At 66.0% G+C, this 14,625-nt stretch carries 12 protein-coding genes and 1 pseudogene; 9 read left to right on the top strand and 4 right to left on the bottom strand.

Features of this window, described 5'->3' with window-relative positions:
• Positions 1 to 192: 192 nt before the first annotated feature.
• The 3 genes from AB0436_RS09210 (at position 193) to AB0436_RS09200 (ending at position 5,080) form a co-directional block, all read left to right on the top strand.
• Positions 193 to 2,856, top strand: coding sequence for a transglycosylase domain-containing protein (locus tag AB0436_RS09210; protein ID WP_366467101.1), 2,664 nt, complete (start codon positions 193 to 195; stop codon positions 2,854 to 2,856).
• Between the two features lie 146 nt (positions 2,857 to 3,002).
• Positions 3,003 to 4,499: a glycosyltransferase 87 family protein gene (locus AB0436_RS09205; RefSeq protein WP_366467100.1), complete on the top strand. Its 1,497-nt coding sequence runs from the start codon at positions 3,003 to 3,005 to the stop codon at positions 4,497 to 4,499.
• Between the two features lie 68 nt (positions 4,500 to 4,567).
• Positions 4,568 to 5,080 carry a DinB family protein gene (locus AB0436_RS09200; RefSeq protein ID WP_366467098.1) on the top strand — a complete coding sequence of 171 codons (513 nt, stop codon included), beginning with the start codon at positions 4,568 to 4,570 and terminating at the stop codon, positions 5,078 to 5,080.
• 15 nt (positions 5,081 to 5,095) lie between these two features.
• Here AB0436_RS09200 and AB0436_RS09195 read toward each other — a convergent pair whose 3' ends face one another.
• The 3 genes from AB0436_RS09195 to AB0436_RS09185 all read right to left on the bottom strand — a co-directional run bounded on the left by AB0436_RS09195 (position 5,096) and on the right by AB0436_RS09185 (position 7,779).
• A complete protein-coding gene (locus AB0436_RS09195; protein ID WP_366467097.1) occupies positions 5,096 to 6,127 on the bottom strand; it encodes an alanine racemase in 1,032 nt (343 codons plus the stop codon).
• Positions 6,128 to 6,209: 82 nt separating this feature from the next.
• The gene (locus AB0436_RS09190) at positions 6,210 to 7,328 is read right to left on the bottom strand and encodes a peptidoglycan bridge formation glycyltransferase FemA/FemB family protein (RefSeq protein WP_366467096.1); all 1,119 of its coding nucleotides are present in this window, start codon (positions 7,326 to 7,328) and stop codon (positions 6,210 to 6,212) included.
• A 133-nt stretch (positions 7,329 to 7,461) separates the two neighbouring features.
• The gene (locus tag AB0436_RS09185; RefSeq protein ID WP_366467095.1) at positions 7,462 to 7,779 is read right to left on the bottom strand and encodes a hypothetical protein; all 318 of its coding nucleotides are present in this window, start codon (positions 7,777 to 7,779) and stop codon (positions 7,462 to 7,464) included.
• 265 nt (positions 7,780 to 8,044) lie between these two features.
• On the opposite strand from AB0436_RS09185, the gene rpsF reads away from it, so the two are divergent.
• The 4 genes from rpsF to rplI all read left to right on the top strand — a co-directional run bounded on the left by rpsF (position 8,045) and on the right by rplI (position 9,749).
• Entirely contained in the window at positions 8,045 to 8,335 is a 291-nt protein-coding gene (gene rpsF, locus AB0436_RS09180; RefSeq protein ID WP_215093090.1) for a 30S ribosomal protein S6, read from the top strand.
• A gap of 73 nt (positions 8,336 to 8,408) precedes the next feature.
• Positions 8,409 to 9,005 (top strand): single-stranded DNA-binding protein, encoded by a 597-nt coding sequence (locus tag AB0436_RS09175; RefSeq protein WP_366467094.1) that lies wholly within the window; start codon positions 8,409 to 8,411, stop codon positions 9,003 to 9,005.
• Positions 9,006 to 9,047: 42 nt separating this feature from the next.
• The gene (gene rpsR / locus AB0436_RS09170) at positions 9,048 to 9,284 is read left to right on the top strand and encodes a 30S ribosomal protein S18 (protein ID WP_003967857.1); all 237 of its coding nucleotides are present in this window, start codon (positions 9,048 to 9,050) and stop codon (positions 9,282 to 9,284) included.
• Positions 9,285 to 9,302: 18 nt separating this feature from the next.
• Entirely contained in the window at positions 9,303 to 9,749 is a 447-nt protein-coding gene (rplI, locus tag AB0436_RS09165; RefSeq protein WP_365853787.1) for a 50S ribosomal protein L9, read from the top strand.
• A gap of 127 nt (positions 9,750 to 9,876) precedes the next feature.
• Here the strand turns inward: rplI and AB0436_RS09160 are convergent, their stop codons facing one another.
• Positions 9,877 to 11,214 carry an MATE family efflux transporter gene (locus tag AB0436_RS09160; protein ID WP_366467093.1) on the bottom strand — a complete coding sequence of 446 codons (1,338 nt, stop codon included), beginning with the start codon at positions 11,212 to 11,214 and terminating at the stop codon, positions 9,877 to 9,879.
• A gap of 421 nt (positions 11,215 to 11,635) precedes the next feature.
• On the opposite strand from AB0436_RS09160, the gene dnaB reads away from it, so the two are divergent.
• Together dnaB and AB0436_RS09150 are read left to right on the top strand one after the other, a co-directional pair.
• Positions 11,636 to 13,117, top strand: coding sequence for a replicative DNA helicase (gene dnaB / locus AB0436_RS09155; protein ID WP_366467092.1), 1,482 nt, complete (start codon positions 11,636 to 11,638; stop codon positions 13,115 to 13,117).
• 83 nt (positions 13,118 to 13,200) lie between these two features.
• Positions 13,201 to 14,594 (top strand): annotated as a pseudogene (locus AB0436_RS09150) (serine hydrolase domain-containing protein).
• The last annotated feature ends 31 nt before the right edge of the window (positions 14,595 to 14,625 follow it).

The following is a 14,625-nucleotide window of genomic DNA, read 5'->3' as shown; positions in this document are numbered from 1 at the left end:
CGGTTTTGCGCGTGCGTAGTCTGTGCGGCATGCAAACCGCCGGAGGCCGAGTGACGCCTGGGGACGTCAGCTGTCTCGGCTCAAGGAATGCACTACGGATGAGCCCCTCACATGGCGCATCCGTATATCGGGGGGACAGGAACTCAACTGCCGTTTCCAGGCTTTGACGCCTGCCCGAGGAGTAGTCGTTCGATGAGCGAGCACCGTCGCAAACCGCCACAGCCGCAGAGTGGCGGACGTGCCGCGGCCAGGCGAGACGCCGAGCAGCCTGTGGGCCGCCGCGCAGCTGCCCCGCGAACCACCACCGGGTCGCCTTCCGGTTCGTACGGCGAGGGAGAACGCCCGTACGGCGGCCGCGCCGCCGCCAGACGCGCCTCCCAGCGCAATGGGGGTGGGCGCCGACGCGCCCCCGAAGGGCGTGGGGTGGGCGGTCCCCCTGGCGGTGCGGGACGCAATCGCCGCCCGGCGAAGAAAAGGCTCATCGACTACCCGCGCGCCAACCGGTACGGCTGGCGGCGCTGGATGCCGTCCTGGCGGCTCGTCACCGGACTCCTCGTCGGTTTCGTGGGCAGCATCCTGGCTGTCGGCACTGCCGCGTACGCGATGGTGGGTGTCCCCGACGCCTCCAAGACGTCCAAGGCACAGAACAACGTCTACTACTGGGCCGACGGCAGCCAGATGGTCGCCACCGGCGGTGAGATCAACCGGCAGATCGTGCCGCTCGATCAGATTCCCAAGGCGATGCAGAACGCGGTGGTCTCGGCCGAGAACAAGACCTTCTACCAGGACAGCGGGATCGACCCGATGGGCATCGCCCGCGCTGTGTTCAACATGGCCAAGGGCGGTCAGACGCAGGGTGGTTCGACCATCACCCAGCAGTACGTCAAAAACTCCCGGCTCGGTCAGCAGCAGACGTTCAGCCGTAAGTTCAAGGAGTTGTTCATCTCCATCAAGGTTGGCGCCAAGATGGACAAGAACGACATCATGAGCGACTACCTCAACACGTCGTACTACGGGCGAGGCGCCTACGGCATCCAGGCGGCGGCCCGAACGTACTTCGGAGTGGACTCCGACAAGCTCAACCCGAGCCAGTGCGCGTTCCTCGCCACGCTGCTCAAGGGCGCCAGCTACTTCGATCCGGCCGGCGCCGTGGAGATCGACCCGGCGGCCACCCCGAAGGCAAACACCCAGCGGGCCACCGACCGCTGGCACTGGATTCTCGACCAGATGGTGAAGGACCACCGGCTCTCCGCTTCGGAACGAGCGAAGTACACGCACTTCCCGACGGTGGATCCGCCGAAGAAGAACGTGCAGCTGGGCGGACAGATCGGTTATCTGGTCGACCTGGCCAAGTCGTACTTCGTGAACAACAACAAGCAGGGCATCACCGCCGATGCGTTGGCCAAGGGCGGCTACCAGATCCACACGACCTTCGACAAGAAGAAGGTCAACGAGCTGGAGAAGGCAGTACAGAAGGTCCGTAAGGCCAAGATCGACCCGAAGAAGCGCCCGAAGCTGGACACGCACGTGCAGTTCGGCGGTGCATCAGTGGACGCGGACACCGGTGCTATCGCCGCCATCTACGGGGGCGAGGACGCGACCAAGCACTTCATGAACAACTCCGACTACACGGGGGCCCAGGTCGGATCGACCTTCAAACCGTTCGTGCTGGCAGCCGCTCTCCAGTACGGAAAGCGCGATCCCTCTCTCGGCAAGGATCAACCCGACTCCGATCGGACAATCATCTCGCCGAAGAGTCTTTACAGTGGCAAGAACGACCTGAAGATCAAGAATTACGACGGCTCTGTCTGGCAGAACAAGCAGGGCAAGGAATGGCTCCAGCAGAACGACGGTCACGAGTCGGTGGGCACCGCTCCCGACTACGCCATCGATCTGCGCGAGGCCATGCGGGAGTCGGTGAACTCGGCGTATGTGCAGCTGGGCATGGATGTTGGCACGGACAAGGTCCGAGCGGCAGCCGTCTCCGCGGGACTGCGGGACGACGCGCAGAGCATGGCCAGCTCCAGTGTTCCGTCCTTCTCCATCGGTACCTCCAGCCCGAGCGCCATCCGGATGGCCGGCGCGTACGCCACGTTCGCCAACAACGGCCGCCAGAACGATCCGTACTCCGTCACGGAGGTGACCAAGAACGGGCTGTCGGTCTACAAGCACGAGAAGGTGGAGAAGACCGCCTTCTCCACCGCTATCGCCAGCAACGTCACCGACGTACTGAAAACAGTGGTCGACAAGGGCACCGGGACCGCCGCACGGATCCCTGGCCGGGACGTGGCGGGGAAGACCGGTACCACGGACGGCAACAAGTCCGCCTGGTTCATCGGCTACACCCCGCAGTTGTCGACCGCGATCGACATGTACCGCTTCGACGACCAGGCGAAAGGCAAGGGCAAGTTCGAGGAGATGTACGGCACCGGCGGAGAGCAGAAGATCCACGGTGCGTCATTCCCCGCGCAGATCTGGCACGACTACATGTCCAAGGCGGTCGACGGCACCCCGACGGAGTCGTTCCCGCCGGCTGAGGCCCTCGGCAAGGTGGTCTACGGCGGTGGGGTGCACAGCCCGGAGCCGACCCCCGTGGTGACTCCCTCACAGAGTCCGTCACCGTCGGCTCCCACCCCGAGCCCGTCCGACACCCCATCGGTGTCCCCGTCCCCGAGTGAGTCCTGCAACAAGTGGCAGGACTGGAACTGCGGCAGTACCGGCGGGACCGATACCGGTACCACCGGGGGTACCGACGGAGGCATCACCCCGAGCCCTACTCCCAGCACACCCACGGGTGGCCAGTCGGGCGGCAACGCGGGCAACAGTGGCGGCGGCTTCTTCGGCGGTGGCGGATGACGGGGTATCGCCGGTAACGCAAGCCATGTCGGCCGGCCCTCCGGCCACCGCACGACTGGGCCCCGGCCACCACGGGACGAGGACCGCCACGGCAAGCTGTGGCGGTCCTCGGCACGTGCACAGTCGCGTACGGCAGGATGTGGGTCATGACGAGCGTGCACGAGGACCGGCCCGCAGACGAGCCAGCGGAGCGTGTGGTGCGGCCCACCCAGCAGGATGAGATCGCGGCGGCGGGCAGCGAGCTGATCGGTGGCCCCGTCGGGCGCTGGGCGCGTACCGGCGCGGGCTCGCTCACGCCGGTACGTGTCATCGCCCTGGTTGCGATCGGTATGTTCGCGCTCGGCATGGTGCAGAAGATGCCGTGCTACGACTGGGCCTGGTTCCAGGGCGCGACCTCCCAGTACAGCCATGCCTGCTACTCCGACATCCCGCATCTCTATGTCGGGCGTGGCTTCGCTGACGACCTTGTGCCGTATTTTGACCGTATCAACGGCGATATGTCATACCTTGAGTATCCCGTGCTGACCGGGGCCTTCATGGAGGTCGCTTCCTGGCTGACCCCACACGGCGGCGCCATGCAGCACCGCGAGCAGATCTACTGGATGGTCAACGCGGGCATGCTGCTGGTCTGCACGGCCGTCATCGCGGTCTGCGTGACCCGAACCCACCGACGCCGTCCCTGGGACGGCCTGCTGGTCGCCCTGGCGCCGGCCTTCGCCCTCACCGCCACCATCAACTGGGACCTCCTCGCTGTGGCCCTCACCGCCGCGGCCCTGCTGATGTGGTCCCGGTCCAGGCCGGTAGCCTTCGGCATTCTCGTGGGGCTCGCTACAGCTGCGAAGCTCTACCCCGTATTGATTCTCGGTCCGCTGCTCGTGCTCTGCTGGCGTGCCGGGAAGTGGCGGGAGTACGGAAAGGCCGTGTACGGCGCCGCAGCGGCCTGGCTCGTAGTTAATCTGCCGGTCATGCTGCTCGCGCCCGAAGGATGGAAGAAGTTCTATACCTTCAGCCGGGAACGGGGCGTTGACTTCGGCTCCTTCTGGCTCGTCATCACGCAGCGCACCGGAAAGCCGCTGGACGTGAGCAGTGTCAACACCTGGGCTGTTCTGCTGATGATCGTGATGTGCGGCGGCATCGCCGCCCTCACCCTGACCGCCCCGCGCCGCCCGCGCTTCGCCCAGCTAGCCTTTCTGGTGATCGCCGCGTTCATTCTCACCAACAAGGTCTACTCACCGCAGTATGTGCTGTGGCTCATTCCCCTAGCCGCACTTGCCAGGCCGCGCTGGCGCGACTTCCTGGTCTGGCAGGCGTGTGAGGTCATGTACTTCCTCGGTATCTGGCTGTACCTCGCCTACACGGTGGGCGGCGACAAACCGAAGGGCCTGCCGCCCGAGGGCTACCAACTGGCCATCGCACTTCATCTGATCGGCACTCTCTATCTCTGCGCGGTGATCGTCCGGGACATCCTCATGCCGGAGCGGGACGTCGTACGCAGGGACGGTTCCGACGACCCGTCGGGTGGCGTTCTGGACGGAGCGCGGGACGTCTTCGTGCTCGGCGCGGCCGCCCATCCCGTGCGCCACCGGCATGCCGCGCAGCACTACGAGGGCCCGCCGGTCGAGTGGGGTACCGCGCGAGAATGACGTCGGCCCGGTCGGGCCCGGCCCCTGGCGCCCTCGGCTTGTCGGACCCTCATGCCACGATGATGACCATGAGCACTGCCGAACGCACCATGCCCCCCTTGGACGCCGATGAGCGTGCTTCCCTGGAGAGTTGGCTCGACTTCTACCGCACGACACTTGTCCAGAAATGCGACGGTCTGGACGAGGCCCAGCTCCGCCGGGCTTCGGTGTCGCCCTCGCCGATCAGCCTGCTCGGTCTGGTCCAGCACATGGCAGAGGTCGAGCGGAACTGGTTTCGACGAGTCCTGGCCCAGGAAGACGCATCGCCGATCTTCACCCCTGATGCCGACTCCCGGACCACCGACGGCGGGTTTGCTCTCGTCGAGGACATCGGCTATGACAGCGCGCTGGCGATATGGCAGGCGGAGATCGACCAAGCCCGGGCCAACTGTGCTTCCAGGGCGCTCGGGGAGACCAGCCCTTTCATGGGCGGGCAGGTCACGCTGCGCTGGATCTACACCCACATGATCGGTGAGTACGCTCGCCACTGCGGTCACGCGGACTTCATTCGCGAGCGTATCGACGGCCATACCGGCGTCTGACATCCAGAGCGCGGGTCAGTGGTCGAGCAGGCGATCGAACTGTGTCGTCGTATGACGCAAGTGAGCCACCAGTTCATCGCCCACCTTCGGCTCCTGCGCGTCCGAGGGGACAAACAGAATCGACACCTGCATGTGAGGAGGTTCCGCGAACCAGCGCTGCTTTCCCGCCCACACGAAGGGTGAGAGGTTCCGGTTCACGGTCGCCAGTCCCGCCCGCGCGACACCCTTGGCGCGGGGCATCATCCCGTGCAGAGCCTTCGGCGCCTCGAGGCCCACACCGTGCGATGTCCCGCCGGCCACGACCACGAGCCAACCGTCCGATGCCGTCCGCTGCTGGCGATAACCGAATCGCTCGCCCTTCGAAACCCGCGTGACGTCGAGGACGGCACCCCGGTACTGCGTGGCCTCATGGTCTCCCAGCCAGAGCCGGGTGCCGATCCGCGCGCGGAACCGGGTCTGCGGGAACTGCTGCTGCAGCCGGGCCAGTTCCTCGGCGCGCAGATGACTCACAAACATGGTGTGCAGTGGTAGCCGGGCGTTGCGGAGGCGGTCCATCCAGGTGATGACCTCCTCGACGGCATCCGACCCGTCGGTGCGGTCCAGCGGAAGGTGCAGCGCGAAGCCTTCGAGGCGTACGTCTTCGATCGCCGCGTGCAGCCGGGCCAGGTCCCCTTCGGCGACGCCGTGGCGCTTCATCGAGCTCATGCACTCGATGACCACCCGGGCGCCCACCAGTGCATGCACTCCGTCGACCGACGAGACCGAACGGATCACGCGGTCCGGCAGCGGCACCGGCTCCTCACCGCGTCGGAACGGCGTGAGGACGAGCAGATCACCACCGAACGAGTCCTTCATCTTCGCGGCTTCATACGTGGTGCCGACCGCGATGACGTCGGAGCCGAAGCGCGTCACCTCATCCGCGAGCCGGTCGTGACCGAAGCCGTAGCCATTGCCCTTGCAGACCGGCACGATCCCCGGGAACTGATCGAGCACGGACTTCTGGTGCGCCCGCCAGCGCGCGGTGTCGACGTAGAGGGTCAGCGCCATGGCCGGACCGGAACCTTTCTCGGGGCTGCGGTGTATCTGAGATATGAACGGGACGAACGGAACGACGCAGACATCATCGCTCTCAACGGCGCGACATGTAGATATCGAGCGCCTTGTGCAGCAGCTTGTTGAGCGGGAAATCCCACTCACCGATGTACTCCACGGCCTCGCCGCCGGTGCCCACCTTGAACTGGATCAGACCGAAGAGGTGGTCGGTTTCGTCCAGCGAATCGGAGATGCCACGCAGGTCGTAGACGGTCGCGCCCATGGCGTACGCATCGCGGAGCATGCGCCACTGCATGGCGTTCGACGGCCGCACTTCGCGCTTGTGATTGGCGGAAGCCCCGTAGGAGTACCAGACATGGCCGCCGACGATCAGCATCGTCGCCGCTGCTACGTTCTCACCCTCATGGCGGGCGAAGTACAGCCGCATCCGGTTGGGGTCCTCGGTGTTCAGCACCGACCACATGCGCTGGAAGTACGACAGAGGCCGCGGCCGGAAGTGATCACGTGCCGCGGTCACTTCGTAGAGCCGCTGCCACTCGGCGAGGTCCTCGTAGCTGCCCTGCACCACATCGACGCCGGCCTTCTCGGCCTTCTTGATATTGCGCCGCCACAGCTGGTTGAAGCCCTTGAGGACATCGTCGAGCGAGCGGTTCGCCAGCGGTACCTGGAAGACGTAGCGCGGCTGCACATCACCGAAACCTGCCCCCCCGTCCTCGCCCTGCTGCCAGCCCATCTTCCGCAACCGGTCGGACACCTCGAAGGCCCGAGGTTCGATGTGTGTCGCCTCGACGTCGCGCAGTCGCTTCACGTCCGGGTCCTGAATTCCCGATTTGATCGCGGCGGCGTTCCACCGGCGGATTACCACCGGCGGCCCCATCTTTACCGAGAACGCGCCTTGTTCCTTGAGGTGGGCGAGCATCGGCTGCAGCCACTCGTTGAGGTTCGGCGCGTACCAGTTGATCACTGGGCCCTCGGGGAGGTAGGCCAGATACCTCTTGATTTTGGGCAGTTGCCGGTAGAGCACCAAACCAGCACCGACGATCTGGCCGTTACCGTCGAACCAGCCGAGGCTCTCCGAGCGCCATTCCGTTTTCACATCAGCCCATGCTGGAACCTGGCAGTGACTCGCCGCGGGCAGACTCTGGATGTAGGCCAGATGCTGCTCTCGGCTGATGGTCCTCAGGGTCAGGCTCATGCGGGGCGCTCCTCGGCAGGCGTGTCCCCATGGGTACAGGGGCGTCGGCTCTCGCGCCGAAGCCTACTGCGACCGGGGTTCGCCCCGACTGGCTGTATGGGACAAGACGTCAGGAAGGATCAGGCGGCCGCCGTTAACGGCCCAGCAATCCCCCGAAGAGGCCGCCGTGGGCCATACCGAGGAAGAAGCCCACCGCCGAGGCGCCGAGCCCGATGATCACTACGAACCGCTCGCGCGTCGTGATCGAGATGAACATTCCGTACGCCCCGGTGAGGATCCCTACCAGGCCGGCCCAGGAACTGAGCAGATGCAGACTGTGGAACAGGAGTCCGGTGATGAACGCCAGCAGACCGAGGACCAAGGTCACCACGACCAGAGTGTCCTGCAACGGGTGCGGCTTGCCGTCCGTGGCAAAGAGACTGGAAGAGTTGGGTCGCATCGCCTGTGCCATGAAGCACCTCCTGGCATAAGGCGGCGCAGAGTAGCGCCGCACACACCCCATGTGTAGAGATTCTGCCCCTTGGGCGTCGGATTTCAACCGGAAGCGGGTGTGCAGGTAGTCTGGACGGTCTGCATCGGTATCTGCCCGGGCCAGGCCGCAGTCCTCTCTTCGTACGGATGGATTGTCAGTGGCTGCCGATACCGTTGCTTACGCATCACGACCCTCCTGCCACGGAACGACCGTGGCCGCCGAGTCCAAAGGAGGTGGGTTCCACATGCGTCACTACGAAGTGATGGTCATCCTCGACCCCGAACTCGAGGAGCGCGCTGTCTCCCCGCTGATCGAGAACTTCCTCTCCGTCGTCCGCGAGGGCAACGGAAAGGTTGAGAAGGTCGACACCTGGGGCCGTCGTCGTCTCGCTTACGAGATCAAGAAGAAGCCCGAGGGCATCTACTCGGTCATCGACCTGCAGGCCGAGCCTGCGGTCGTCAAGGAGCTCGACCGGCAGATGAACCTGAACGAGTCGGTCCTCCGGACCAAGGTCCTCCGTCCCGAGACTCACTGAGCCTCCAGCTCAGTAGTCATCGGGTTCGAGTAGCAACAGCAGCCAGCAGCAATCCCCGCCGAGAGGTTCACCCATGGCAGGCGAGACCGTCATCACGGTCGTCGGCAATCTCGTCGACGACCCCGAGCTGCGCTTCACCCCGTCCGGTGCGGCGGTCGCGAAGTTCCGTGTCGCGTCCACACCCCGCATCTTCGACAAGCAGACCAATGAGTGGAAGGACGGCGAAGGCCTGTTCCTCACCTGCTCGGTCTGGCGTCAGGCGGCGGAGAACGTCGCGGAGTCGCTTCAGCGAGGCATGCGCGTCGTCGTGCAGGGCCGGCTCAAGCAGCGGTCCTACGAGGACCGTGAGGGCGTAAAGCGCACGGTCTACGAGCTGGACGTCGAGGAAGTCGGCCCCAGTCTCAAGACGGCCACGGCCAAGGTCACCAAGACCACCGGCCGAGGCGGTCAGGGTGGCCAGGGTGGTTACGGCGGCGGTGGCCAGCAGCAGGGCGGCGGCAACTGGGGCGGAGCCCCCAGCGGCGGCCCGCAGGGCGGTGGCGGTGCACCCGCCGACGACCCGTGGGCATCCAATGCGCCGGCCGGCGGTGGCCAGCAGCAGGGCGGGGGCGGATGGGGCGGAAGCTCCGGCGGTTCCGGCGGTGGCTACTCGGACGAGCCGCCCTTCTAGGCGGCCCGTACCCCCACTTCTTGATCACACAGGAGAAACACCATGGCGAAGCCGCCTGTGCGCAAGCCTAAGAAGAAGGTCTGCGCTTTCTGCAAGGACAAGACCCAGTACGTGGACTACAAGGACACGAACATGCTGCGGAAGTTCATTTCCGACCGCGGCAAGATCCGTGCCCGTCGCGTTACCGGAAACTGCACTCAGCACCAGCGTGACGTCGCCACGGCTGTGAAGAACAGCCGTGAGATGGCGCTGCTGCCCTACACGTCCACCGCGCGATAAGGGAAGGGTGACCGAAAAATGAAGATCATCCTCACCCACGAGGTCGCTGGCCTCGGTTCCGCCGGTGACGTCGTTGACGTCAAGGACGGTTACGCCCGCAACTACCTGGTCCCGCGTGGTTTCGCGATCCGCTGGACCAAGGGTGGCGAGCAGGACGTGGCGCAGATTCGCCGCGCCCGTAAGATTCACGAGATCGCGACCATCGAGCAGGCCAATGAGGTCAAGGCCAAGCTCGAGGGCGTGAAGGTCCGTCTGGCTGTTCGCTCCGGCGACGCCGGCCGCCTCTTCGGTTCCGTCACCCCGGCTGACATCGCCACGGCGATCAAGGCTGCCGGTGGTCCCGTCGTCGACAAGCGTCGCGTCGAGCTCGGTTCGCCGATCAAGACTCTGGGTGCCCACCAGGTGTCGGTGCGTCTGCACGCTGACGTTGCCGCGAAGCTCGGCATCGAGGTCGTCGCCGCTTAAGGGCTGCGCTCGGAACAGCATGCAAGGGGCCGCATCCGCTGGGGTGCGGCCCTTTCGCATGGGCGCATCGGGTATCGCGATCGCCGGTAGTCGCCGTCACCATCACCGTTTCACGTGAAACGGTGATTCATCGGGTAGCGCCGGTAACGATCCACTGGCCCGATCGTGCTCGCAGCCAGAGCGTCACCATGCGGACCACCATCATCAGCGTCATGGCCCACCAGAGGGCGGTCAGCCCGCCGCCCAGTACAGGCACCAGCAGTGCGGCGGGGGTAAAGACAGCGAGCGTCACCAGCATGGCCCCGGCCAGATATCTGCCGTCACCCGCACCCATCAGGACACCGTCGAGGACGAACACCACCCCTGAGATCGGTTGGGCCAGCGCCACCACCATCAGAGCCGGCAGTAGAACGTCCTGCACGGCGTGGTCTCCGGTGAACAGTGGAACGAACAACGGCCGCGACAACACGACCAGGACGCCCAGCGCCACCCCGACGGCCACGCCCCACTGGACCATGCGCCGGCACGCCTCTCGCGCGCCCTCGGAGTCGTCGGCTCCCAGATATCGGCCGATGATCGCCTGCCCGGCGATAGCGATCGCGTCCAGGGCGAAGGCCAGCAGGCTCCATAGGGAGAGCACGATCTGATGGGCAGCCACCTCTGTGTCGCCCAGACGGGCCGCGACTGCGGTGGCGATCAGCAGGACGGCGCGCAGTGAGAGCGTGCGGACCAGCAGGGGCACCCCGGCCTGGGCACAGGCCCGTATCCCGGCGACATCGGGGAGCAGCGATGCCTTGTGTCTTCTGGCACCCCGTACTACGACGACCAGGTAGGCGGCGACCATGGCGAACTGGGCGATCACAGTGCCCCAGGCCGACCCTGCGATGCCCAGGCCAACGCCGTAGACCAGTCCCGCGTTGAGCGCCGCATTGGCGGCAAAGCCCGCGATCGCGACATACAGCGGGCTCCTGGTGTCCTGGAGGCCGCGGAGGACACCGGTAGCTGCCATCACGACCAGCATCGCGGGGATCCCCAGGCTGGAAATGCGCAGATAGGTCACGGCGTACGGAGAGGCATCGTCGGAAGCTCCGAAGAGGCCCACCAACCAGGGGGCTGTCGGCAGGACCACGGCGATGACGATGGCGCCGAGCAGCAGGGCGAGCCAGACGCCGTCCATTCCCTGCCGGATGGCTGCTCGCAGGTCACCGGCGCCCACGCGGCGCGCCACGGCGGCGGTAGTGGCGTAGGCGAGGAAGACGAAGATGCTCACGGCAGTGGTCAGCAGGGCTGCCGCGATGCCGAGACCTGCCAGTTGTGAGGTCCCCAGATGGCCGACAATGGCGCTGTCCACCATCACGAAGAGCGGCTCGGCTACGAGTGCGCCGAAGGCGGGAACGGCTAGCGCGATGATCTCCCGGTCGTGCCGTCGGCGACTGGACTGCGGTGCCTCGGGGGCCTGGGTCATGGGGGCCAATCTAATCTTCCACAGGTAAGCGATGCAATCCCAGTGCGGCCCTTACTATGGCCGTCATTCACACTTCGGGTGTGCCTCGTTTGTCGTGATCTTGGTCCGCTGGCAAAAGTTTTTGTCCCCCACAGCCGGTGGACGGTGAAATAGCAGGTCAGAGCGGCAGCGAGGGTGGGCCTATGAGTTTGTCCACAACACTGTCCCCCGGCCCGTGCACAGGTTTCATTGACTTCTCCACAGCATGCGGTGCTTCGTCCACAGCCCCTGTGGATAACTGGATTGGCTGACGGTGCCAGCGGGCCTACCGTGGACCGCGCCCGACGCGCCTTGGCGGAGTCGGGCCTCTTGTTTGTCGGTGCTGTGCCGTAAGAAAGAGTGGCATGGCTAGGTCCGCGGAGCGGACGGGAGGAGGCGGCCGGTGAGCATCCCCGAGCCCTTGGACGACCCCTGGATCGAAAGCACGCCGGGTGACCGTCTGCCCGTCTCCCGCCAGCGCCGCGGCGACGGCGGCAGCGGGGGCCGCGAACAACACGACCGAGGCCGGGAGAACGGCGCCTGGGACGGCGGTTCCCCTGCCTTCGAACGGGTTCCCCCGCAGGACATCGATGCCGAACAGTCCGTTCTCGGTGGCATGCTGCTGTCGAAGGACGCAATCGCCGACGTCGTCGAGGTCATCAAGGGCCAGGACTTCTACCGTCCTGCTCACGAAACCGTCTACCAGGCAATTCTCGACCTGTACGCCAAGGGCGAGCCGGCCGACCCCATCACCGTTGCAGCCGAACTGGTCAAGCGTGGCGAGATCAAGAAGGTCGGTGGCGCACCCTATCTGCACACCCTCGTTCAGTCGGTGCCCACCGCAGCCAACGCGGAGTTCTACGCCGAGATCGTCCATGAGCGAGCGGTGCTGCGCAGGCTTGTCGAGGCGGGCACGAAGATCACGCAGATGGGATACGCGGCGGACGGCGATGTCGACGAGATCGTCAACTCGGCCCAGGCCGAGATCTACGCCGTCACCGAGCAGCGCACCTCCGAGGACTACCTGCCCCTCGGCGACATCATGGAGGGCGCGCTCGACGAGATCGAGGCCATCGGTTCGCGCAGCGGCCAGATGTCCGGTGTGCCCACCGGCTTTACCGATCTCGACGCACTGACCAACGGCCTGCACCCGGGACAGATGATCGTCATCGCGGCCCGCCCCGCGATGGGAAAGTCGACGCTCGCGCTGGACTTCGCGCGGGCCTGCTCCATCAAGGAGGGTCTGCCGAGTGTGATCTTCTCTCTCGAGATGGGTCGCAACGAGATCGCTATGCGACTGCTCTCCGCGGAGGCAAGGGTCGCGCTGCACCATATGCGGTCCGGCTCGATGACGGACGAGGACTGGACCCGGCTGGCACGGCGAATGCCGGATGTGACCGCTGCACCACTCTTCATCGACGATTCGCCGAACCTGTCGATGATGGAGATCAGAGCGAAGTGCCGTCGGCTGAAACAGCGCCAGGACTTGAAGCTGGTCGTGATCGACTATCTGCAGCTGATGCAGTCCGGTGGCTCCCGCCGTCCCGAGAGCCGCCAACAGGAGGTCTCGGACATGTCACGAAACCTGAAACTGCTGGCCAAGGAGCTGGAAGTGCCGGTCATCGCGCTTTCGCAGCTGAACCGTGGCCCCGAGCAGAGGACGGACAAGAAGCCGATGGTCTCCGACCTGCGTGAGTCCGGTTCCATCGAGCAGGACGCCGACATGGTGATCCTGCTGCACCGCGAGGACGCGTACGAGAAGGAGTCACCGCGAGCGGGCGAGGCGGACTTGATCGTTGCCAAGCACCGTAACGGTCCGACTGCCACCATCACGGTGGCGTTCCAGGGGCACTACTCACGTTTTGTGGACATGGCGCAGACCTGATCGATCTGTAGGCTCACCTGTCCGATGTCACCCGCTCACGCATCGAGGTCGACGGGGCAGTGATGTTCGGGTAAATCTCGACCATGACTTCTTCTGAACCCCCTGCAGACCTTCTTCCCGGTACCCGGCGCTCCCTGCTCCACCGGGTCGCCGTCGCACAGTCCGAGGGCCGTTCGCCGTCTCTGGTGGGAGCGGTGATGCGGGACGGGAGGCTGGTGTGGTCCGGGGCGCGCAGTTGTGTGGAAGGTCATGAGCCGGACGAGGACACGCAGTTCCGGATCGGTTCGATCACTAAGACGTTCACCGCGGTTGCCGTGATGCGACTGCGGAACGAGGGACTGCTCGATCTGGCGGATCCGCTGAAGAAGCACCTATCGGGCCGTAGTGAGCTGGACGCCGTGGGCGAGGTGACGATCGCCCAGCTTCTCGGTCACAGCGCCGGTCTGGCGGCGGAGACGCCGGGCGCCTGGTGGGAACGGTCGTCGAGCGCACTGCGACCCGGCCTCGCGGATGTCCTGGGCGAGCGGCCGTCGCTCCATCCGGCGGGACGCCGGCACCACTACTCCAACCCGGGTTACACGCTGCTCGGCGCGGTGGTGGAGACGCTGCGGGATGCGCCCTGGGCCGAGGTGGTCCGGCGCGAGATCTGCGTGCCGCTGGGCATGAACCGTACCGATGCACAGCCGCAGTCCCCCCATGCCGGTGGCTGGGCGGTGCACCCGTGGGCGGATGTGATACTCCCGGAGCCGTCGGAAGACCTGGGGGTGATGGCGGCAGCCGGGCAACTCTGGTCGACGGCCGGGGACCTGTGCAGGTTCGCCGCATTCCTGGCGGGGGGCGACGACCGCGTGCTCGGCGCGGAGACCGTCTGCGAAATGCGCGGGCCGGCGGCTCCGCCGGAGGCCGGTGACTTGGAAGGCGGCTACGGTCTCGGGCTGCAACTCGCCCGACGGGACGGCCGCACACTTGTCGGGCATACCGGTTCGCTGCCCGGCTTCCTTGCCGGCCTGTGGCTGAGCGTTGAGGACGGGGTGGCCGGAGTGGCGCTGGCGAATGCCACGTCGGGGCCGGCCACCGGGGCAGTGGCGGCCGATCTGGTGCGGATCGTGGCCGATGCGGAACCGCGGATGCCGGAGCCGTGGCGGCCGCTGCCGACGGTCGACACGGCCCTGCTGGAGCTGACCGGGCCGTGTACTGGGGCACGACCGTGGTGGGGCTGCGGCTGGCGGCGGACGGAGATGTGGAGCTCGGCCCACTGACCGGCGGTGGCCGGAGGTCCCGGTTCCGCGCGGAACGGGACGGAACCTGGACGGGGCTTGATGGGTACTACGCCGGCGAAAGGCTGCGTGTCGTCCGGCGGGACGGTGTGGTGAGCCATCTGGACCTGGGTTCCTTCGTCTTCACGCGGGGGCCCTACGAGCCGTCGGGGGCGGTGCCGGGAGGCGTGGACGAAGGTGGCTGGCGCGGCCTGAGCTGAGAGCCGTGCCGTCGATAGCTCACGGTCCCAG

This window comes from Streptomyces sp. NPDC051322, assembly GCF_040689485.1.
Taxonomy (GTDB): domain Bacteria; phylum Actinomycetota; class Actinomycetes; order Streptomycetales; family Streptomycetaceae; genus Streptomyces.
The sequence above is the reverse complement of the archived record's forward strand: the minus strand, read 5'-3'. Positions and strand labels throughout refer to the sequence as shown.